Annotated in this window: 22 protein-coding genes; 13 read left to right on the top strand and 9 right to left on the bottom strand. The window is 65.7% G+C overall.

The features are described from left to right. From KBZ07_RS05080 to KBZ07_RS05065, 4 genes are all read right to left on the bottom strand, one after another. Positions 1–1,421: FAD-binding domain-containing protein (locus tag KBZ07_RS05080; protein ID WP_254930595.1), on the bottom strand; the 1,421-nt coding region annotated here is incomplete at its 3' end. A 27-nt stretch (positions 1,422–1,448) separates the two neighbouring features. Then, positions 1,449–2,009 carry an NUDIX domain-containing protein gene (locus tag KBZ07_RS05075; RefSeq protein WP_254930597.1) on the bottom strand — a complete coding sequence of 187 codons (561 nt, stop codon included), beginning with the start codon at positions 2,007–2,009 and terminating at the stop codon, positions 1,449–1,451. A gap of 36 nt (positions 2,010–2,045) precedes the next feature. After that, entirely contained in the window at positions 2,046–2,600 is a 555-nt protein-coding gene (gene folK / locus KBZ07_RS05070) for a 2-amino-4-hydroxy-6-hydroxymethyldihydropteridine diphosphokinase (protein ID WP_254930594.1), read from the bottom strand. A 14-nt stretch (positions 2,601–2,614) separates the two neighbouring features. Next, positions 2,615–3,442 (bottom strand): fumarylacetoacetate hydrolase family protein, encoded by an 828-nt coding sequence (locus tag KBZ07_RS05065; protein ID WP_254930593.1) that lies wholly within the window; start codon positions 3,440–3,442, stop codon positions 2,615–2,617. Between the two features lie 72 nt (positions 3,443–3,514). Here KBZ07_RS05065 and bchD point away from each other — a divergent pair, with 72 nt between their 5' ends. Beyond that, positions 3,515–5,641, top strand: coding sequence for a magnesium chelatase ATPase subunit D (bchD, locus tag KBZ07_RS05060; protein ID WP_254930592.1), 2,127 nt, complete (start codon positions 3,515–3,517; stop codon positions 5,639–5,641). Here the strand turns inward: bchD and KBZ07_RS05055 are convergent. Both KBZ07_RS05055 and KBZ07_RS05050 read right to left on the bottom strand, forming a co-directional pair. Continuing rightward, entirely contained in the window at positions 5,628–6,524 is an 897-nt protein-coding gene (locus tag KBZ07_RS05055) for an MlaD family protein (RefSeq protein WP_254930591.1), read from the bottom strand. The two genes, bchD and KBZ07_RS05055, sit on opposite strands and share 14 nt — an antisense overlap. Positions 6,525–6,529: 5 nt before the next feature. Further along, positions 6,530–7,291, bottom strand: coding sequence for an ABC transporter ATP-binding protein (locus KBZ07_RS05050; RefSeq protein WP_254930590.1), 762 nt, complete (start codon positions 7,289–7,291; stop codon positions 6,530–6,532). Between the two features lie 186 nt (positions 7,292–7,477). Here KBZ07_RS05050 and yvcK point away from each other — a divergent pair, with 186 nt between their 5' ends. Continuing rightward, entirely contained in the window at positions 7,478–8,851 is a 1,374-nt protein-coding gene (yvcK, locus tag KBZ07_RS05045) for a gluconeogenesis factor YvcK family protein (protein WP_254930596.1), read from the top strand. On the opposite strand, the gene KBZ07_RS05040 is transcribed toward yvcK, so the two are convergent. From KBZ07_RS05040 to KBZ07_RS05030, 3 genes are read right to left on the bottom strand one after another with little or no spacing between them, the layout of a single operon-like run. Further along, positions 8,845–9,417: an NAD(P)H-quinone oxidoreductase subunit J gene (locus tag KBZ07_RS05040; RefSeq protein ID WP_254930589.1), complete on the bottom strand. Its 573-nt coding sequence runs from the start codon at positions 9,415–9,417 to the stop codon at positions 8,845–8,847. The genes yvcK and KBZ07_RS05040 overlap by 7 nt on opposite strands. Before the next feature lie 15 nt (positions 9,418–9,432). Then, entirely contained in the window at positions 9,433–10,155 is a 723-nt protein-coding gene (locus tag KBZ07_RS05035) for an NADH dehydrogenase subunit K (RefSeq protein ID WP_254930588.1), read from the bottom strand. Positions 10,156–10,158: 3 nt separating this feature from the next. Continuing rightward, a complete protein-coding gene (locus tag KBZ07_RS05030; RefSeq protein WP_254930587.1) occupies positions 10,159–10,521 on the bottom strand; it encodes an NAD(P)H-quinone oxidoreductase subunit 3 in 363 nt (120 codons plus the stop codon). 109 nt (positions 10,522–10,630) lie between these two features. On the opposite strand from KBZ07_RS05030, the gene KBZ07_RS05025 reads away from it, so the two are divergent. The 11 genes from KBZ07_RS05025 (at position 10,631) to KBZ07_RS04975 (ending at position 18,866) form a co-directional block, all read left to right on the top strand. Beyond that, entirely contained in the window at positions 10,631–11,089 is a 459-nt protein-coding gene (locus tag KBZ07_RS05025) for a rubredoxin (RefSeq protein WP_254930586.1), read from the top strand. Continuing rightward, the gene (locus KBZ07_RS05020) at positions 11,089–12,111 is read left to right on the top strand and encodes a photosynthesis system II assembly factor Ycf48 (protein ID WP_254930585.1); all 1,023 of its coding nucleotides are present in this window, start codon (positions 11,089–11,091) and stop codon (positions 12,109–12,111) included. The genes KBZ07_RS05025 and KBZ07_RS05020 overlap by 1 nt, the downstream gene beginning before the upstream one ends. 111 nt (positions 12,112–12,222) lie before the next feature. Then, the gene (gene psbE / locus KBZ07_RS05015; protein WP_197147856.1) at positions 12,223–12,471 is read left to right on the top strand and encodes a cytochrome b559 subunit alpha; all 249 of its coding nucleotides are present in this window, start codon (positions 12,223–12,225) and stop codon (positions 12,469–12,471) included. 3 nt (positions 12,472–12,474) lie between these two features. Continuing rightward, positions 12,475–12,612, top strand: coding sequence for a cytochrome b559 subunit beta (gene psbF, locus KBZ07_RS05010; protein WP_197147857.1), 138 nt, complete (start codon positions 12,475–12,477; stop codon positions 12,610–12,612). Between the two features lie 21 nt (positions 12,613–12,633). Next, complete coding sequence (locus KBZ07_RS05005; RefSeq protein ID WP_190388661.1) at positions 12,634–12,753, top strand: photosystem II reaction center protein L; 120 nt, start codon at positions 12,634–12,636, stop codon at positions 12,751–12,753. A gap of 29 nt (positions 12,754–12,782) precedes the next feature. Beyond that, the gene (locus KBZ07_RS05000) at positions 12,783–12,983 is read left to right on the top strand and encodes a photosystem II reaction center protein J (protein ID WP_048017331.1); all 201 of its coding nucleotides are present in this window, start codon (positions 12,783–12,785) and stop codon (positions 12,981–12,983) included. Between the two features lie 49 nt (positions 12,984–13,032). After that, a complete protein-coding gene (locus tag KBZ07_RS04995) occupies positions 13,033–13,710 on the top strand; it encodes a lysophospholipid acyltransferase family protein (RefSeq protein WP_254930584.1) in 678 nt (225 codons plus the stop codon). Continuing rightward, positions 13,664–14,980, top strand: coding sequence for a 3-deoxy-D-manno-octulosonic acid transferase (locus tag KBZ07_RS04990; protein ID WP_254930583.1), 1,317 nt, complete (start codon positions 13,664–13,666; stop codon positions 14,978–14,980). The genes KBZ07_RS04995 and KBZ07_RS04990 overlap by 47 nt, the downstream gene beginning before the upstream one ends. After that, on the top strand, positions 14,980–15,981 hold the full coding sequence (gene lpxK / locus KBZ07_RS04985) for a tetraacyldisaccharide 4'-kinase (protein ID WP_254930582.1): 1,002 nt from the start codon (positions 14,980–14,982) through the stop codon (positions 15,979–15,981). The genes KBZ07_RS04990 and lpxK overlap by 1 nt, the downstream gene beginning before the upstream one ends. Further along, positions 15,982–17,118 (top strand): lipid-A-disaccharide synthase, encoded by a 1,137-nt coding sequence (lpxB, locus tag KBZ07_RS04980; RefSeq protein ID WP_254930581.1) that lies wholly within the window; start codon positions 15,982–15,984, stop codon positions 17,116–17,118. Next, positions 17,115–18,866 carry an ABC transporter ATP-binding protein gene (locus KBZ07_RS04975; protein WP_254930580.1) on the top strand — a complete coding sequence of 584 codons (1,752 nt, stop codon included), beginning with the start codon at positions 17,115–17,117 and terminating at the stop codon, positions 18,864–18,866. Before lpxB ends, KBZ07_RS04975 begins: the two co-directional genes overlap by 4 nt. The last annotated feature ends 43 nt before the right edge of the window (positions 18,867–18,909 follow it).

The following is an 18,909-nucleotide window of genomic DNA, read 5'->3' as shown; positions in this document are numbered from 1 at the left end:
TGGATCTTGTGGTTCACCAGCGGCGCCGGGTAGCCGCGGCGTTCCAGCGGGGCGATCTCGCCACTGATCAGGTCCCGGGTTGCCACATGGCGCAGCTCCGGCAGCCAGGTGCGGATGTAATCGCCATCGGCATCGAATTTGGAGGCCTGGGTGGCCGGGTTGAAGATGCGCAGGGGCTTGGGGTCCATGCCGCTGCTGGCACTCCACTGCCAGCCGCCGTTGTTGGCGGCCAGGTCGCCATCCACCAGCCGGGCCATGAACGCAGATTCGCCCCAGCGCCAGTCGCAGATCAGGTCCTTCACCAGGAAGGAAGCCACAATCATGCGGCAGCGGTTGTGCATCCAGCCGCTGGTGTTGAGCTGGCGCATGGCCGCATCGATGATCGGCATGCCGGTGAGGCCGTCGCGCCAGGCTTCAAACCAGCCCTGGTCGTTTTCCCAGGGAAAGGCGCGCCACTGGGGCCGGTAGGGCCCATCCGCCAGCTCCGGGAAGTGGAATAGGGCCTGCTGGTAGAACTCGCGCCAGGCCAGCTCCTGCTCCCACACCTGGATGGAGTGGCGCTCCTCGTCGCTGCGGGCTAGGGGCCGGGCCTGCTGGGCCGCCGCCCAGGCCTGGCGGGGGCTGAGCGTGCCGAACTTGAGGGCGGCGCTGAGCCCTGAGGTGCCGGCCTCAGCCGGCAGGTTGCGCCCTGGTTCGTAGCCCAGCAGGGGGATGGCGCGGCCAGCACCATCGCAGAAGGCCGCAAGCTGCGCCTGGGCCGCGGCTTCGCCGGGCCGGCAGGGGCAGAGCTCGGCGCCGCCAAATCCGTGCTCCAAAAAACCGTGCTCCAACTCCGGGTTGGCGACCGGCAGGCTTTGCAGCGCCTCGGTCAGTTGGGCGGGATCAAGATCGATCAGGGCGCTCGGCGGCGGCAGGGGATCCAGGTTGCTGGCCTGCTCCACCTGGCCGCGCCAGTTGCGCCAGAAGGGTCCGTAGACCCGGTAGGGCTCGCCGGCGCCGGTTTTAAGGGCTTCCGGCGGGATCAGCAGCTGGTCCCAGTCGGCGAGCACCTTGCGCCTCTCCGCCTGCAGGGCCCGGGCCACCCGCCGGTCGCGCTCGCGCCCGAAGGGCTCCACGTCCCGGTTCCAGGCCACCACTTCGGCGCCGATGGCGCCCGCCAGGCGGGGCAGCAGCTCGGCGGGGTCTCCGCGGAGGATCAGCAGCCGGCTGCCGGCCTGCTGCCAGCTCTGCTGAAGTTCCTGGAGGCTCTCAGACAGAAACCACAGCCGCGCCGGCGCCATGGTGGGCTCCGAGAGGATGGCGGGGTCGAGCAGAAACACCCCGGTTACGGCCGGGGTGGAGGCGGCCGCGGCGGCCAGGCCCCGGTTGTCGGCCAGGCGCAGGTCACGGCGGTGCCAGAACAGCCAGCGTGGTGGAGTCATCAGATCGCTCCCAACGGATTACACCTCTCAGAGGCCAAGCAGCTGCTTGGCCCGCAGCCAGGCGGTGACGCTCTTGCCATCGAGGTATTCATCGCCGCTGGCCAGGGCCCCGTCCAGTTCGCCTGGCTCCATCAGCAGCACCTCCAGGTCTTCGTCGTCGTCGCCGGCGGGGGGCTGCTCGAGGGCCGTGAGCTCCCGGGCCAAAAACAGGTGGATCACTTCATCGGAGTAGCCCGGACACGGCAACATCGCGCCGAGCGGATCCCAGCGGCTGGCGCTGTAGCCGGCCTCCTCCTGGAGCTCCCGCTGCATGGTGCCGAGGGGCTCCTCGCCGGCATCGAGGGTGCCGGCGGGAAACTCCAGCAGGCGTGTGGCCACGGCGAAGCGGTACTGGCGCAGGATCACCACCCGACCGTCGTCGAGTATGGGCACCGCCAGGGAGGCACCGGGGTGGCGGATCACGCCGAAGCTGCCCACCAGCCCCATCGGCAGCTCCATCCGGTTGATCTCGAAGCGCAGCTTGCGGGCGTCGAGGACGGCGGTGGTTTCGAGGTGGCGCGAGGGCTCGGGAGAGGGTAGGGGCGCCATGGTCAGGGGGGTGGCGGCGGATGGGGCCAGCATGGCCTATGTGGGCCAGTTATCGCTGCCAGGTAGGGCCAGGGGCGGCACCTCGTCCAGCTGGGGTAGCAGTTGCTCCAGCAGGGCCTGACAGGTCAGGGCCGGGCCCCCGGACGGTTGGCCGGGGGGCACCAGCTCGGCGTCGATGGCGGCCAGCGGAGCCAGCACGAAGGAGCGCTCCAGCAGGCGGGGGTGGGGCAGCTGCAGGGCCGCGTCGTCGCAGACCAGATCCCCCCACCAGAGCAGGTCGAGGTCGAGGCTGCGGGGGCCCCAGTGCACCAGACGCTGACGGCCGAAGCGCGTCTCCAAAGTCTGCAGCTGCCGCAGCAGGGCGTGGGGCTCAAGGTGCGGCAGGTGCGGCAGGTGCGGCTCCACAAGCAGCACGGCGTTGCAATAGGGCGGTTGATCGGCGGGTCCACCCACCGGTTCGGTGCGGAACAGCGGCGACCAGCGACAGCGGGCCGGCTGCACCAGCTCAGCCAGCAGCGGGCGCACCGCCGCGAGGGTTGCGGCAGCATCGCCCAGGTTGGCGCCGAGGGCGATGGCGATGGTGTCTGCCATCGGGTAGGGCGCGATCACCGGGGCGGCCGTGGGTGCGGCTCGGCGATCACCGGGTTGTTGAGCTGGCCGATGGCTTCGATCTCAATGCTGACGCTGTCGCCGGGTTTCAGCCAGCGGGGCGGATCGGCCGCCATGCCCACACCCTCGGGCGTGCCGGTGAGGATCACCGTGCCGGGCAGCAGGGTGGTGCTGCCGCTGAGAAACTCGATCAGGGCCGGCACGTCGAAAATCATGTCGTCGGTGCGGGCATCTTGCACACAGGTGCCGTTCAGCAGGGTGCGTAGCTGCAGGGCGTTGGGATTGGGGATTGCCGCGGCGGTTACCAGGCAGGGGCCGAGCGGGGCGAAGGTGTCGAAGGTCTTGCCGCGACACCACTGGCCCCCGCCTAGTTCTGGCAGCTTCTGCCAGTCCCTGGCACTGACGTCATTGGCGCAGGTGTAACCGAGTACGTAATCCAGGGCCTCGGTGCGCGCCACATTCTTGCAGCGGCGGCCAATCACCACTGCCAGTTCAGCCTCATAGTCAACCGCTTTGCTGGCAAGAGTTATGGGCAGCTCGATCGGCGCGCCGGGGTGCTGCAGCGCCGAAGGGGACTTCATGAACAGCACGGGCCGCCGGGGTATCGGGGCCCCCGTCTCGGCGGCGTGGCGGCCATAGTTGAGGACTATGCAGAAGATGGCGCTGGGCTCGATCGGCGCCAGCAGGCGGGCCACTCGGGCTGGTTCGCCACTGGGCTTCGGTTCGTCGAACAGGTCGCCCACCAGACGCTCCTGGCGTCCATCGGGATGGACCACCCCATGGTGAATCGCCCCGTCGGCATCGGCGTAGCGAATGATCTTCATAGCCGGGGATCGACGGCGCCTGGGCCCAGCCTGCCCGAGACTGCAGCTACCCCGCCGGTCCTCTGCGTCTCCATGGTCGCCAGTGCCCCCAGCCCCGTCGGCTCCTGTGCGGCCGCCGCCGCCGCCCGGGCCTTCCCGCTGGCGGCGATCACCGGCCACGGCACCTTGAAGCTGGCCCTGCTGCTGGCGGCGGTGGATCCGGGCCTGGGCGGGGTTGTGATCGCCGGGGGTCGGGGCACCGGCAAATCCGTGCTGGCCCGCGGCCTGCATGCCCTGCTGCCACCGATCGATGTGCTCAATGTCGGCGGCCAGACTCCCAACATCGACCCCCAGCGCCCCGACGACTGGGATGCCGCCACCTGCGCCCGGCTGACCGAGCTCGGCGCCGACCCCAGCGGCGCAGACCCCAATGTCCTGCTGCCCACCACTGTGGTGCCAGCACCGTTCGTGCAGGTGCCCCTGGGAGTCAGCGAAGACCGGCTGCTGGGCTCGGTGGATGTGACCGCCTCGCTGGCGGCGGGTGCGCCGGTGTTTCAGCCGGGGCTGCTGGCGGAGGCCCACCGGGGGGTGCTCTACATCGATGAGCTCAACCTGCTCGACGTCAACATCACCAACCTGCTGCTGGCGGCGGTGGGCAGTGGCGAAAACCGGATTGAGCGTGAAGGCCTGAGCCTCAGCCATCCCTGCCGCTGCCTGCTGATCGCCACCTTCAACCCCGAAGAGGGGGCGGTGCGTGACCACTTGCTCGATCGCTTCGCGATTTGTCTGTCAGCCAACCAGGTGCTGGAGCTGGAGCAGCGGGTGGAGATCACCCGCAGCGCCCTGGACCAGGCCGAGTCGAGTGAGGTCTTCCGGGCCCGCTGGCAGGAGGAAACCGATGCCCTGGCCACCCAGCTGCTGCTGGCGCGCCAGTGGTTGCCGGATGTGCGAATCACGCGGGAGCAGATCGCTTACCTGGTGACCGAGGCCATCCGCGGCGGTGTGGAGGGCCATCGCAGCGAGCTCTATGCCGTGCGGGTGGCCCGGGCCCACGCCGCCCTCAGCGGCAGAGATCAGGTGGAGGCTGACGACCTGCAGGTGGCGGTGCGGCTGGTGATCGCGCCGCGGGCCCTGCAGCTGCCCCCGCCCGATCCCGACCAGCCCCTGGAGCCACCGCCTCCCCCACCTGCGCCACCCCAGGGGGAGCAGCCGCCCGAGGAGCCGCAGTCGCCCGAGACCGAGCAGGAGAGCGGCGAACCTGACGACGATGAGCCTGACGATGACGATCAGGAGGACACCCCGGAGGACCACCAGGCGCCGCCCCAGGTGCCCGAGGAGTTCCTGCTCGATCCAGAGGCTGTTGCCATTGATCCCGACCTGCTGCTGTTCTCAGCGGCCCGGGCCAGGACCGGTGGCAGCGGCAAGCGTTCGCTGGTTTTCAGCGACTCCCGCGGCCGCTACGTGAAACCGATGCTGCCCCGCGGCCCGGTGAAGCGCATTGCTGTTGATGCCACCCTGCGGGCGGCGGCGCCCTATCAGAAATCCCGCCGCGAGCGCCAGCCCCATCGCAAGGTGATCGTCGAAGACTGCGACCTGCGGGCCAAGCAGCTGCAGCGCAAGGCCGGCGCCCTGGTGATCTTTCTGGTGGATGCCAGCGGCTCGATGGCCCTCAATCGCATGCAGAGCGCCAAGGGGGCCGTGATCCGGCTGCTCACCGAGGCCTACGAAAACCGCGACGAGGTGGCCTTGATTCCCTTCCGCGGCGAGCAGGCCGAGGTGCTCCTCCCCCCCACCCGCTCGATCACCGCCGCGCGGCGGCGGCTGGAATCGATGCCCTGCGGCGGTGGCTCCCCCCTGGCCCATGGCCTCTCCCAGGCGGCCCGGGTGGGGGCCAACGCCCTGGCCACTGGCGATCTCGGCCAGGTGGTGGTGGTGGCGATCACCGACGGCCGCGGCAATGTGCCCCTGGGCCGCTCCCTGGGCCAGCCGGAGCTCGATGGCGAGGAGCCGGTGGACCTCAAGGAGGAGGTCAAGCAGGTGGCTAGCCGGTACCGGGCCCTGGGCCTCAAGTTGCTGGTGATCGACACCGAGCGCAAGTTCATCGGCAGCGGCATGGGCAAGGAGCTGGCCGAGGCCGCCGGGGGCAAGTATGTGCAGCTGCCCAAGGCCAGCGATCAGGCCATTGCCGCCATCGCCATGGAGGCGATCAGCGGGGTGTAGGCCCAGCTTTTGTCTGGGCTGGATAGAGCTCGTCGAAGAATTTGCCCAGTCCCTCGGCCACGCTGCGGATGCTGTCCATGAAGCGCGGGTCGTCGGTGAGCTTGGCCACATCCCCACCCACCGCATTCCACTTGGCGGTGAGCTGCTCGGCGTTGGTGACCGTGCTCTGAAGCTCCTGGAGGGTTTTGGGGTTGTCGAGGGCAGCGAGCAGGCGGCGCAGGTGGGCCGAGCTGCTGTTCAGGTTGGTGATCGTGGGCTCGGCAGCCCGCACCGAGGTTTCCAGCTGCTTGGCGAGGGACTGGCCATCCTTCATGAAGGCGGAGGTGTCTTTGGCTGTGCGCTCGAAGCTGCTGGCCGCCGTCGACACCTTGCTCAGCAACTTCATCTGGTCTGTTTCCACCAGCATCTCGTACATCAGGGCGGTCACATTGGTGAGGCTCGGCCCAGTAGACCCATCAATTGTGGCGCCGTTGCAGAGGGCCACGCTTGGGTTGCAGTTCTTGGAGCGGGGGTTTGCCGAGCCCGGCGGCAGGGACTTGCCGCCGCTGATCAGGGCAACCTCCGCTTCGCCGCCCAGCAGGGAGGCTTCCCCGATCTGGGCCATGGCCGGCAGGGCCAGCTTCAGATCCGGGTGGTTGATTTCCAGTTCGGCAACCACCGCCTCCGGATTGATCGTTACTTTGCGCACGCTGCCGACGAGCACCCCCCGGTAGGTGACAGGTGAACGTTCGGCCAGTCCTGCCGCTTCGGCAAAACTGACCTTCACCATCCAGTTCTGGCGGCCCAAAGAAATGCCCCGCAACCAGAAGGAGAGCCCCACCGCACTGGCGATAGCCGCCAGAAGGGAGAAACCTACGGTCGCTTCGCGGATACTGCGGCGCATGGATTTCAGAGCTCCGCCGGCTGCATCGGTCCGCGCAGACTACCGCTCCTGAACTGCACCACATAGGGATCGTTGCTGGAGCGATAGGCATCAACCGTGCCACTCCAGCGGAACTTCCCGTCGTAAAGCAGCACTACCCGTTGGGCGGACCGCTCGATGGTGCTGTGGACGTGACTCACGATCACCGAGGTGGCCTGGGCCACATGGGTGGTTCGCACAATCAGGTCTTCTATGCGGGTGCAGGCCATGGGGTCGAGGCCGGCGGTGGGTTCGTCGAACAGCAGCAGGGGCATCTGTTCGTCTTGCTTGCCCGGATCATTGATCAGTGCCCGCGCAAAGCTGACCCGCTTCTGCATGCCACCGCTGAGCTCGCCGGGAAGTTGCTCCTCAACTCCGTAGAGCCCCACGGCATTGAGGGCGGCGCTAACCCGCTCGCGAATCACCTTTTCACCTAGGCGCCCATGGCGGTAGAGCAGGAAGCCGACGTTTTCACGAACCGTCAGGGAGCCCAGCAGGGCTGGGTTCTGAAACACCAGCCTGACGTCAGGTGGGCTGCGCTGGTCGAGACGCAGGTAGTTCTGGTGAATGCCATAGAGGCTGAGCTTGCCGCTGTTGGGCAACAGCAAGCCAGCCAGCAGGCGCAGAATCGTCGATTTCCCTGCCCCGGAGGGCCCCACCACCACGAGGCGCTCTCCGGGGGCGACCTGAAGGCTTACCTCGTCGAGCACCGGGCGGGAGCGGCCCCAGCGCACGCTGAGGTTGGCCATCTCGGCAAGGGGTGGTGGGGCGGAGGAGGCCAGTGCGGAGACCCGGGAGCAGGCCCCATCCTGGCCTTTCCTGGCGGCGAAAGCCCTCCGTAGAGTTCAGCGGAGTTCAGCCACTTGTGGCAGCGTCCTTTTCGCCCCTTGCCTCCCCCCGTTCCGGCATCGAAATTTCGGCGCAACCGTGGCCCGCTGCCGAAACCGGGCTGGGTCGGCCGCGGCGAGCTGCGCCAAAAAGACCTCGTAAGCCGCTCCCGCCGGGCGGCCCGCTGGTTGCGGCCAGGCCTGGTGGTCAAACGCTGGGTGTTGACCTCCGGCCTGGGGCTGCTGGTGGCATTGCTGGGTGCGGCGGTGTGGGCCGATCTGCAGCCCATCTACTGGATGCTCTCCAGCATCCAGTGGCTGCTGGGCCAGGTCACCGGGGTCTTACCCCGCAGGATCACCGGCCCCCTGGTGCTGCTGATTGGGGCGGCGCTGATCTGGCTGGGCCAGAGCCGCAGCTTTGGCTCGATCCAGCAGGCCCTGGCGCCGGAAAAGGACACCCTGCTGGTGGATGCCCTGCTAGCCCAGCGGCGCCTCAACCGGGGCCCCAATATCGTGGCGATCGGTGGCGGCACCGGGCTCTCCACCCTGCTCAGTGGGCTGAAGCGCTACAGCAGCAATCTCACGGCCATAGTCACGGTGGCCGATGACGGCGGCAGCAGTGGGGTGCTGCGCCGGGAGCTGGGAGTGCAGCCCCCTGGCGATATCCGCAACTGCCTGGCAGCCCTGGCCCGGGAGGAGCCCCTGCTTACCCGACTGTTCCAATACCGCTTCAAGGCAGGCAGTGGCCTGGAGGGTCACAGTTTTGGCAACCTCTTTCTTTCGGCCCTCACGGCCATCACCGGCAACCTGGAATCGGCGATCACGGCCAGCAGCCGGGTGTTGGCCGTGCAGGGCCAGGTGGTGCCAGCCACCAATGCGGATGTGCGCCTCTGGGCGGAGCTCGAAAACGGAGAACGGATTGAAGGGGAATCCAAGATCGGCAATGCCACCAGTCCGATCGTGCGGCTGGGCTGCACGCCGGCTCGCCCCCCCGCCCTGCCCAGTGCCCTGGAGGCGATCGCCCATGCCGATCTGATTGTGCTGGGCCCTGGCAGTCTCTACACCTCGCTCCTGCCCAACCTGCTTGTGCCCGAACTGGTGGAGGCGATCCGCAGGAGCAAGGCGCCCCGCCTTTACATCTGCAATCTGATGACCCAGCCGGGGGAAACCGATGGACTGGATGTGGAGGGCCATCTGCGGGCGATTGAGGCCCAGCTGGCCAGCCTGGGGGTGCAGGAGCGCCTGTTCAGCTCAGTGCTGGCCCAGGAGGATCTGGATGATTCACCTCTTATCAATCACTACCGCCACCAGGGGGCCGAACCGGTGCTCTGCAACCTGCGCGAGCTGCGCCGCCATGGCTATGAGGTGATGCAGGCCCCCCTGCAGGGAGCTAGGCCCACGGCCACCCTGCGCCACGATCCCCGCAGTGTGGCGCTGGCGGTGATGAAGTATTTCCGCAACCACCAGCGCGGGGCTCAGTAGGCGTCCTGCAGTTCGTAGAAGTCGGGTTGAACGTAGTCCTTGCGCATGGGATAGCCCTTCCAGTCTTCGGGCATCAGCAGTCGCTTGGGGTGGGGGTGACCTGCGTAATTGATCCCGAACATGTCAAAGGTTTCCCGCTCCTGCCAGTCAGCTCCCCGAAACTGGCCATAGAGGGTGGGGATGGTGAGATCGCCATCCCGGGCCAGGAACACCTTGAGCCGCACTTCCGCGGGGGGCTGATCGGCCGGCACCTCTCCGGCCGGGCTTCGATCGGCCAGCTCTGCCAGCTTCACCAGATTGTAAAAACTGACCAGCCGCCCGCCGGGGCCCTCGTCATAGCCACCCTGGCACTGCAGATAGTCGAAGCCTTGGGTTTTGAGGGCCGTGGCGATCAGGGGCAGAAAGGCCGCTTCAACTCCGATCATCTCTATTCCCAGATGGTCCTTGCCCAGGGGGTCATGGTCGAAGCCCTGACTGGTCAGCCAGCTGCCCACGGGGCCGGGTTCAGGGCCGGTCTCTAGGGCCAGGCTCTCGGCGGGGTCGCTGGTAGGGATTTCTTCTGGCATGGCTACAGGGGGGGCTCAGGATTCGGCTTTGGCGGGAATCGCGGCAGCTGGGGCGGCCAGGGGTAGGGCGCTGGCGGCGGCCAGGGCCTGCTTCTGGGTTTTGGCTGAAAGGTATTGGCCGTTGACGATGGGCTTCACCGCCTTCATCTGGTGGGTCACAGTGCAGTAGCGGTGGGTCTGCTGGAGATTGCCCCGTTCGGCCAAGGCCTCGTTGCCCACCTTTTTGCGCAGCTTGATCACCGCATCGAAGATCGCCTCGGGGCGAGGCGGGCAGCCAGGCAGGTAGAGGTCTACGGGGATCAGCTTGTCCACGCCGCGCACGGCGGTGGTGGAATCTGCCGAAAACATCCCCCCTGTGATCGTGCAGGCACCCATGGCGATCACGTATTTGGGCTCGGGCATCTGCTCGTAGAGCCGAACCAGGGCAGGAGCCATTTTCATGGTCACGGTGCCGGCGACGATCAGCAGATCTGCCTGGCGAGGGCTGGAGCGCGGCACCAGGCCGAAGCGATCGAAATCAAAGCGGGAGCCGATCAGGGCCGCAAACTCGATAAAGCAGCAGGCGGTGCCATAGAGCAGGGGCCAGAGGCTGCTGAGCCGGGCCCAGTTGTGGATGTCATCGAGGGTCGTGAGAATGATGTTCTCAGAGAGCTCTGATGTAACCGTGGGGGCGCCGAGAGGGTTGCAGCTGGCCGCCCGTAGGTCCTTGAGGGCGTCAATGGAGAGGGTTTCTTTCATGGGTCAGCTCCACTCAAGGGCGCCCTTGCGCCACGCGTAGGCCAGGGCAAGCACAAGGATGGAAATGAAAACAAGGGCCTCAATGAAGGCCAGTACCCCAAGCCGGTGGAAAGCCACTGCCCAGGGGTAGAGGAAAACGGTCTCCACGTCGAAGATCACGAAGACCAGAGCAAACATGTAATAACGAATGTTGAACTGAATCCAGGCGCCGCCGATTGGCTCCATGCCAGATTCGTAGGTCAGCTCCCGCTCGCCCATGCGACTGCTGGGCGACAGCAACTTATTTGCCATCAGTGCCAGCACTGGAACGGCAGCTGCGATCAGCAGGAAGCCGAGAAAGGCGTCGTAGCCCGCGAGCACGAACATGCAACCAACTTGGACCTACCTGCCCCCCAGTCTGCCACCCAGGGCCGGATGCTGGCGGCATCGGCCCGACGGGCGCCGATAATCTGACATCAGCGCCCGAGGCCCAGGGATGAGTTCCACCGATACACCGGAGCCAACAGCCACGCCGGAGCCAACAGCCATACCAGAGTCAGCTGCCCCATCGGAGCCGGTCGCGCCAAGTCCTGGCCTCGAGTCTGGCCCCCAGTCTGGCGCTGCAGATGGGGAGGTGGATCCGGCCGACCACCGCTTCGAATGCCGCAGCTGCGGGTTCGTCTACGACCCGGTGGAGGGGGTGCGCAAGCTGGCCATCGAACCCGGCACCCCCTTTGTGGAGCTTGATCCGATCAGCTTCCGTTGCCCGGTGTGTCGCAGTCGGGTGGGAGCCTTCAAGGACATCGGCCCCCGCAACAAGCCCAGTGGCTTCGAGGAGAATCTCAACTTCGGCCTGGGGGTCAACCGCCTGACTCCCGGTCAGAAGAATGTGCTGATTTTCGGCGGCTTCGCCCTGGCCTTCGCCTTTTTCCTCTCCCTCTATTCCCTGCGCTGATGACTGGCTCTCCCCTGCTCCGCCCGCTTGGGATTCTGTTGCGACCCCTCCTGGGTTTGCTCTTGGTGATCGGGCTTGGCTTCGGCCTTTCCGGCTGTGTGACCACCGGCTTGCCCATTGCGGCTACCAGCCCCTGGCAGCCGGTGGCCCTGGCCACAAAGGCCAACCCCCTCGATGTGGCCTTCACCGATAGCAGCCATGGCTTTCTGGTGGGCAGCAACCGGCTGATCCTCGAAACCAACGACGGCGGGGCCAGCTGGGCCGAGCGAGCCCTGGATCTGCCGGAGGAGGAGAACTTTCGTTTAATCAGCATCGACTTCCGTGGTGAGGAGGGTTGGATTGCCGGCCAGCCCGGGCTGTTGCTGCACACCACAGACGGGGGCCAGAATTGGAGCCGCCTTTTCCTTGACACCAAGCTGCCCGGCGAGCCCTACCTGATTACGGCCCTCGGGCCCAACCAGGCCGAGCTGGCCACCAACGTGGGGGCCATCTACGAAACCCGCGATGGCGGCACCAACTGGCAGGCCGAGGTGGAGGACGCCGCTGGAGCAGTGCGGGAGCTGCGCCGCTTCAACGACGGCCGTTACGTGAGCGTCAGCAGCCTGGGCAATTTCTTCTCCACCTGGGACCCCGGCCAGGGCACCTGGCAACCCCATCAACGGATCAGCAGCCAGCGGCTCCAGTCGATGGGCTTCCAGCCCGATGGCTCCCTCTGGATGCTGGCCCGGGGCGCTCAGATCCGCTTCAACCCTGCTGGCGGCAATCTGGAGGAGTGGGGTAAGGCCGTGATCCCGATCACCAATGGCTTCGGCTATCTCGATATGGCCTGGGCCCCCGATGGTTCGATCTGGACCGGTGGCGGCAGCGGCACACTGCTGGTGTCAGCCGACGGCGGCAAGAGCTGGCAGAAGGATCCGGTGGGGGGCCAGCAGCCTTCCAACTTCACCCGGATCAGCTTCAGCGCCGATGGCAAGGGCTTCGTGCTGGGTGAGCGGGGCTCCCTGTTGCGCTGGGTGGGCTGACCCCTGACTCTCACCTCTGAGCTCGGCCGCCAACTTCTGTAACCAAGCGCCCCTGTAGCTCCCTCCTGCCGGCAGCTCACCTCTAGGATCAGTTCGCTGAACGCTTCCGCTATGGCTGCCGGCTCAACTGGAGAACGCCCGTTCTTCGAGATTATTACCAGCATTCGCTACTGGGTGATCCATGCGGTCACCCTGCCCGCCATCTTCCTGGCTGGCTTCATGTTTGTGTCCACGGGCCTGGCCTACGACGCCTTCGGAACGCCCCGCCCGGATGCCTACTTCCAGGCCCAGGAGAGCAAGGCTCCTGTGGTCAGCCAGCGCTACGAGGGCAAAAGTCAGCTTGACCTGCGGTTGAAATAGGCCATGACCCAGACCCCTGCCCCCACAACGCCCCGCAACTACCCGATCTTCACGGTCCGCTGGTTGTCGATCCACGCCCTCGGGGTGCCCACGGTGTTTTTCCTGGGTGCCCTGGCGGCCATGCAGTTTGTTCGCCGCTGAGCCGGTCCATCCCCTCCAGCCATGCAACGCTCCCCCAACCCCAATAACCTGCCGGTCGAACTGAACCGCACCAGCCTCTATTTGGGCCTGCTCTTCGTGTTCACGATCGGCATTCTTTTCTCGAGCTATTTCTTCAATTAATCCCTGTTCAAGTCCCTAGGAGCGCCCCAATGAGCGGCAAGAAGTCCAACCTGCCTGACGGCCGGATTCCAGATCGCCTTCCCGATGGTCGCCCGGCAGTGGCCTGGCGCTCTCGCTGGACCGAAGGCGTGCTACCCCTCTGGCTGGTGGCCACCGCTGGCGGTATGGCTGTGATTTTTGTGGTGGGATTGTTCTTCTACGGCGCCTACGTGGGAGTGGGTTCGGCCTGAGTCTGCCCCGCTGGCTCGGTCCGTGCTCCCCGCTTGAATTCCTAAGCCGTTGCCAAAGAAGCGCCAGCTGCTCAACAACCCCTTTCTGGCCACCCTGACAGGGATTTTGCTTAATTGCTACGGCGATTTGGTGCGTCGCACCTCAAGGATTCGGATCCAAGCCGATCCAGAAGTTGACCGCCTGTTGTATGAAGCAAACGCGCCGATTATCTATGCAATCTGGCACTGCCACGTTTTCTTCTTACCGCTCGTGCGTCTCTATGCACGCAAGCCGATTTCCGTTCTTCTAAGTTCCCATCGAGATGCCCAAATCGTCGGGGTAGCTGCCCGAATGCGTGGTCTTGAACTGGTGGAAGGCTCCTCCACCCGTGGCGGCACCCGCGCCTATCGCCAGTTGCTGGCCCTCCTGCGGGGGGGGGATTCGGTGTGCATTACCCCCGATGGCCCCAAGGGTCCTGCCTTGAAGTTGAAAGCAGGCATTGTTCAGCTTGCTCAGAAATCTGGTTGTGCTGTGGTTCCTGTGGCTGCGGCCTGCACGCGGATGCGCAGGATAAAAACCTGGGACCGAACCCTTCTACCCCTGCCTTTTGGACGTTGCGTGTTGGAGCTGGGCCCTCCGATCTACATCAGTGCTGAGAGCCCACTGGATGATCAGCTGGCCCAGTTGGCTGCTGCTCTCAATGACACGAGCCATCGTGTGGCAGGGAACCTCCTCGCGTCGGCTTGAACGCGCCGCAGCTGTGAAGGGCAGTGCCCTGCTTTTGCTGTTCCGGCTGGTCGCCCTGCTGCTCACCCCGCTGCTGTTGGCGGTGCTGATCTGGCGCCTGCTGCACGGCAAGGAGGATCCTCACCGGCTTGGCGAGCGGCTGGGCCTAAGCGGGTGTCGCCGCCCCCCTGGCCAGTTGGTGTGGCTGCATGCCGCCAGCGTCGGTGAACTGATCAGCCTGTTGCCCTTGCTGCAGCAGTTGGAAGGGGTGTCTGGTCCCAGCCTGCTGCTGACCACGGGCTCGCGAAGTTCGGCCGAGTTGGCGAGCCGCCGCCTGGGGGCTGGGGTGGTTCACCAATATGTGCCCCTGGATCACTGGTTGAGTTTTGCCCTCTTTCGCCGCCATTGGCGGCCCGATCTGGGGGTGCTTGCGGAGGCTGAACTCTGGCCTGAGCTGATCCACGCCATGCCCAGGCCCCTGCTGATCAATGCCCGCATGAGTGGGCGTTCCTTTCGGCGCCATCAGCGGCAGCCTTGGTTCGCCGCTTGGTTGCTGGCACGATTTCAGACCATTTTGGCCCAGTCACCCCAGGATGGTGAGCGCTTTCGGCGTCTGGGGGGCCGCCAGGTGCGGGCAGAGGGGTCCACCAAGCTCGATGCGGAGCCGCCTAGGGCTGATCCGGCGATCGTGGCAAAGCTGGCCCAGGCATTCGCCTGCCGTCCAGTGCTGCTGCTGGCCAGTAGCCATGCCGGCGAGGATGTTGCCCTGCTGGCCGCCTACCCGGAGCTTCGACGCAGGCTGCCGGCCCTAGCCCTGTTGCTGGTACCCCGCCACCCGCAGCGGGCCCATGAGGTGGCTGCGGCCGCGGCCCGTGATGGCCTGGCCGTGCGCTGTTGGGGCGAGCTGGCCGGGGGCGCCCCCGCCGAAGCCCTCGATGTGGTGGTGGCCGATCGGATTGGGGAAATGGGCGCCTGGATCCAGGCCTCCCGAGTTGTGGTGATGGGGGGCAGCTTCGCTTTGGGGGGGCGGGCCATAGGTGGCCACAACCCACTCGAGCCGCTTCGGCTCGGCCGTCCGGTGCTGTGTGGTCCCGATATGGCCAACTTCGCCGATCTCACAGAGGAGCTCATTGACACAGGTTGGTTGCTTCAGTGCGCCGATCTCCCCCAGCTCTGGCAGGCGGTAGCGGCTCACCCGGCCTGGGCGGCTCTGCCCCAGGGGCCGCCGCCAGAGTTGCAGGGCCCCAGCCGCCTCATCGCTGCCCTGATCCGTGCGGAGCTCAAGGCCTGATGCTGCTTGCCACCCCCCGCTTCTGGTACGCCCGGCAGCCCACCCTGCTGGCCCGCCTGCTGCAGCCCCTGGGCTGGCTCTATGCCTTGGGCGTGCGTTGGCATCGGCGCCACAGCCGCCCAGGCCGGCTGCCTGTGGCCGTGGTGTCGGTCGGCAACATCACCCTGGGCGGCACCGGCAAGACACCCCTGGTGATCGCCCTGGCCCAGGAGCTCCAGCGGCGCGGCTTCACGGTGGCCGTGCTGTTGCGGGGCTATGGCGCCAACAGCCGCCAGCCCAGGCGGGTGGGCTCAACCGATGCAGCGGCCCTGGTGGGCGATGAGGCCCTGGAAATTCAGCGTTCCCTGCCAGGGGTGGCCGTGTGGGTGGGAAGTGACCGGTTGGCCGGGGGGGCGGCGGCGATCAGCGCAGGCGCCGATCTGCTGCTGCTCGACGATGGGCTGCAGCATTGGCGCCTGGCCCGCGACTGTGACATCAGCGTGCTCGATCGTCGCCATGGCCTGGGCAATCGCCTGGTTTTTCCGGCCGGTCCGCTGCGGGAGCCCGTAGATCAGCTGGGGCGCGCCGATCTGCTTGTGCTTGCCGGTGCTGGTTTGGCCCCAAGGCCACCAAACTGGCCCCTGGAGAAGCCCTGCTTCTCCCTGACTGGTTGGATCGAGCCGCCGGAGCGGTTGCGAGCAGAGCCCCTGCTGGCCTTCTGCGGCATCGGCCTGCCGGATAAGTTCTTTGCGGCCCTGCGGCAAGCGGATCTGCAGTTGGCTGCCACCGTTGGCTTCCCAGATCACCACCCCTATGCTGCTGCAGATCTGGAGCGCCTGGAGCGCCGTGCCGACGCCCATGGCGCCACATTGGTGACCACCTTGAAAGACTGGCAGCGTCTGCCGGAAGGGTGGGGCAGCCGGGTTGTGGCCCTGCCCCTTGTCCTCGATGGCCAGGTAGTGGCGGAGATCGCCTCGGCGGCCCTGGCCCGGCTGGGAGCCAGACGGGCTGGAACCACCTGAATGGTTGAGTCTCCTGCCAGAGCCTGCCGGATCCTGTTGGTGGCTGGGGAAGCCTCCGGCGACCTCCATGGGGGGCACCTAGTGCGGGCGTTCCGCCAGCTTTGCCCCACTGCCGAGGTGGTGGGTGTCGGTGGGGCCCAGCTGGGTGCTGCTGGTATGGAAATCCTGGCGGATGTGAACATGCTTTCGGCGGTGGGGCTGGTGGAGATCGCCGGCAGCATTCCGCGCCACTGGCGGGTGATGCGCCTGCTCAAGCAGCAGATGGCACGGCATCGCCCGGATCTGGTGGTGCTTGTGGACTATCCGGGCTTCAACCTGATCGTGGCCAGGGAGGCCCACCGCCTGGGCATTCCGGTTTTCTTCTATGTGGCTCCGCAGGTGTGGGCTTGGGGGAAGGGGCGGGCGCGTCGCATGGCCGGCTTCATCGACCGGTTGGCGGTGATCTTTCCCTTCGAGGAGGCCATCTTCAATGGCTATGGGCGCCGCTTTGCCAGCTACGTGGGTCACCCCCTGCTCGATGGCCTGGTGGTGAGCTGCGATCGGGCCGACACCCGTCTTCAACACGGCTTTGACGATGTTCAGCCCCTGCTGGTGCTGATGCCAGGCAGCCGCCGCAGCGAGGTGCGGTTGCTGTTGCCAGCGATGCTGCGGGCGGCCGAACTACTCAGCAACGAAGGCTGGCAGGTGGCTCTAGTGCAGGCCCCCACCGTTCCCGAGAGCTACCTGACCCAGGTGGCCGGCGGCAAACTGCAGGTGCCGCTGATTCGAGGCGATACTTACAACCTGCTGGCAGCTGCCGACGTCGGCCTGATCGCCTCCGGTACCGCCACCCTGGAGGCTGCCCTGCTGGGCTGCCCTCCGGTGATTGTGTACCGCTTCTCCTGGTTTACCTATCTGCTGGCTAGGTTGGTAATTGGGATCCGTTCGATGGGGCTGCCCAATGTGGTGCTCGGTAGGTCGGCCTTTCCGGAGCTGATCCAGCGCAAGTTCAAGCCCGTTCAGCTGGCCCAGGCGGTGCGTGACCTGGCGGCGCGGCGCGGCTTGAACAGGCAGCTAATTGACGAACTGCGCTCGAAGATGGGGGTGGCGGGCGCCTCGGAGCGCGCTGCCAACCTGATGCTTGAGCTGCTGCGATGAAAGCTGAGATGAAAGGCCCCCTGCTGTCTCGCTTCCTGGCCTACGGAAGGCGCTATCTGTGGCCCCTTTTCAGCCTGGCGCTGCTGTTCAATTTTGCCTACGGGGCCTCGACTGCCTTCGTGCCCTTGGTGATCCGCTTCCTTTTTGACGACATCCTGCCCTCCAATGACAGGGGCCGTCTCTATCTGGCCCCTGTCGTCATTGTTGGTGTGATCGCCCTGCGGGCGGTATCCCAGTTCGTGGGCACCTATCTCACCGAGTCGGTGGGCCAGAGGATCACTGCCGATCTGCGCACGGACATGGCAACCAAGGTGCTCGAGCTGCCCCAGGCCTATGTGGATAGTCATCCTTCAACCGTGCTGGTGTCTCGGGTTCTGACCGATGTGGATCTAGTCAAGTCTGGCCTGGTGGATGGGTTCTCTTCCCTTATAAAGGATGGATTGACCCTGATTGCACTGGTGACGGTGGCCTTCTATCAGGACTGGCTGCTGTCTGTGCTCGCCTTCATTCTTTTCCCCCTAGGCGTCTATCCGGTGCTGCGTTCCTCCAAGAAGGTGCGCCATCATTCCAAAGCTGGCCAGACCCGCCTGGCCCGTTTGGCGGCTTACCTACAGGAGGCCCTGGTGGGCTCAAGGGTGGTGAAAATCTTCGGCATGCAGGCCTATGAACTGGGCCGTTTTCAGGAGGAGAACAATTCTGTTTTGGCTTCGGCTTTGCGCACCTCCAGGGCCAAGCTGATCAACCAGCCGCTGATGGAATTTTTGGGCGCTGTGGGTTTCAGTGCAGTGCTGGTTTATGGGGGCGAGACTGTGCTTGCCGGCGACCGTACCACCGGCAGTTTCTTCGCATTCCTCACTTCGCTCTATCTCTGTTATGCCCCCTTCAAGGGTATTGCCAGGTCAAACGCCACCCTCCAGCAGGGCCTATCGGCGGCGGAGGAGCTGTTCACCATCCTCGATGTAGAGGTTGAGCCGAGCGATCCTCTGCGGCCCCAGCCCCTCACAGGTTTCGAGCAGGGCCTGAAGGCCGAGCAGGTGAGCTTCGCCTATGGGAAGGATGAGGTGATATCCAGCCTGGATCTAGAGGTGCCCTGTGGTGCAACCGTGGCCCTGGTGGGTCCAAGTGGGGGTGGCAAGAGCACGATCATCGATCTCTTTTGTCGCTTCCACGATCCCCAGCGGGGTCGACTGACGATTGACGGCATTGATTTTAGGCAGGTGGCTCAGGCTGATCTGCGCGCCCTCATCTCCGTGGTCGATCAGAACACTTTTCTGTTCAATGACAGCGTCGCCAACAACATCGCCTATGGCCACGCCGAGGCTTCAGCTGAGACGATCGAGGCAGCAGCCCGGGCCGCTAATGCCCACAATTTCATAGTGCAGTTGCCCCAGGCCTATGAAACTCCAATTGGTGAGAATGGCACCATGCTCTCTGGCGGACAGCGTCAGCGCATCGCTATTGCCAGGGCCCTGATCAAGAACGCCCCGATCCTCTTCCTGGATGAGGCCACATCGGCCCTCGATTCCGCCTCAGAGCAGCTGGTCCAGGAAGCGCTCGACCGCTTGATGCAGCATCGCACCACCTTGGTGGTGGCGCACCGGCTCTCCACCATCGTCAATTCCGATCGGATCTGTGTGATTGAAGCAGGCAGGCTGGTTGAGGCCGGCACCCACAGCGAGCTCCTGGCTAGCGGCGGTCGCTATGAGTCCCTATTTTCCACCCAGTTTGCAAGGGCTGGAACCCCTTAGGGAATTTCCCATAGACGCTGTCCCCTTTTTGGGTTTGCTCCTG

This window comes from Cyanobium sp. BA20m-14 (assembly GCF_024346295.1).
This window is presented reverse-complemented; position numbering and strand designations above follow the sequence as displayed.

Coding starts and splice junctions, on each gene's coding strand:
- KBZ07_RS05075 (WP_254930597.1), bottom strand. CDS start 2,009: ATGGCGCCCCTACCCTCTCCCGAGCCCTCGCGCCACCTCGAAACCACC.
- folK (WP_254930594.1), bottom strand. CDS start 2,600: ATGGCAGACACCATCGCCATCGCCCTCGGCGCCAACCTGGGCGATGCT.
- KBZ07_RS05065 (WP_254930593.1), bottom strand. CDS start 3,442: ATGAAGATCATTCGCTACGCCGATGCCGACGGGGCGATTCACCATGGG.
- bchD (WP_254930592.1), top strand. CDS start 3,515: ATGGTCGCCAGTGCCCCCAGCCCCGTCGGCTCCTGTGCGGCCGCCGCC.
- KBZ07_RS05055 (WP_254930591.1), bottom strand. CDS start 6,524: ATGCGCCGCAGTATCCGCGAAGCGACCGTAGGTTTCTCCCTTCTGGCG.
- KBZ07_RS05050 (WP_254930590.1), bottom strand. CDS start 7,291: ATGGCCAACCTCAGCGTGCGCTGGGGCCGCTCCCGCCCGGTGCTCGAC.
- KBZ07_RS05040 (WP_254930589.1), bottom strand. CDS start 9,417: ATGCCAGAAGAAATCCCTACCAGCGACCCCGCCGAGAGCCTGGCCCTA.
- KBZ07_RS05035 (WP_254930588.1), bottom strand. CDS start 10,155: ATGAAAGAAACCCTCTCCATTGACGCCCTCAAGGACCTACGGGCGGCC.
- KBZ07_RS05030 (WP_254930587.1), bottom strand. CDS start 10,521: ATGTTCGTGCTCGCGGGCTACGACGCCTTTCTCGGCTTCCTGCTGATC.
- KBZ07_RS05025 (WP_254930586.1), top strand. CDS start 10,631: ATGAGTTCCACCGATACACCGGAGCCAACAGCCACGCCGGAGCCAACA.
- KBZ07_RS05020 (WP_254930585.1), top strand. CDS start 11,089: ATGACTGGCTCTCCCCTGCTCCGCCCGCTTGGGATTCTGTTGCGACCC.
- psbE (WP_197147856.1), top strand. CDS start 12,223: ATGGCTGCCGGCTCAACTGGAGAACGCCCGTTCTTCGAGATTATTACC.
- psbF (WP_197147857.1), top strand. CDS start 12,475: ATGACCCAGACCCCTGCCCCCACAACGCCCCGCAACTACCCGATCTTC.
- KBZ07_RS05005 (WP_190388661.1), top strand. CDS start 12,634: ATGCAACGCTCCCCCAACCCCAATAACCTGCCGGTCGAACTGAACCGC.
- KBZ07_RS05000 (WP_048017331.1), top strand. CDS start 12,783: ATGAGCGGCAAGAAGTCCAACCTGCCTGACGGCCGGATTCCAGATCGC.
- KBZ07_RS04990 (WP_254930583.1), top strand. CDS start 13,664: ATGACACGAGCCATCGTGTGGCAGGGAACCTCCTCGCGTCGGCTTGAA.
- lpxK (WP_254930582.1), top strand. CDS start 14,980: ATGCTGCTTGCCACCCCCCGCTTCTGGTACGCCCGGCAGCCCACCCTG.
- lpxB (WP_254930581.1), top strand. CDS start 15,982: ATGGTTGAGTCTCCTGCCAGAGCCTGCCGGATCCTGTTGGTGGCTGGG.
- KBZ07_RS04975 (WP_254930580.1), top strand. CDS start 17,115: ATGAAAGCTGAGATGAAAGGCCCCCTGCTGTCTCGCTTCCTGGCCTAC.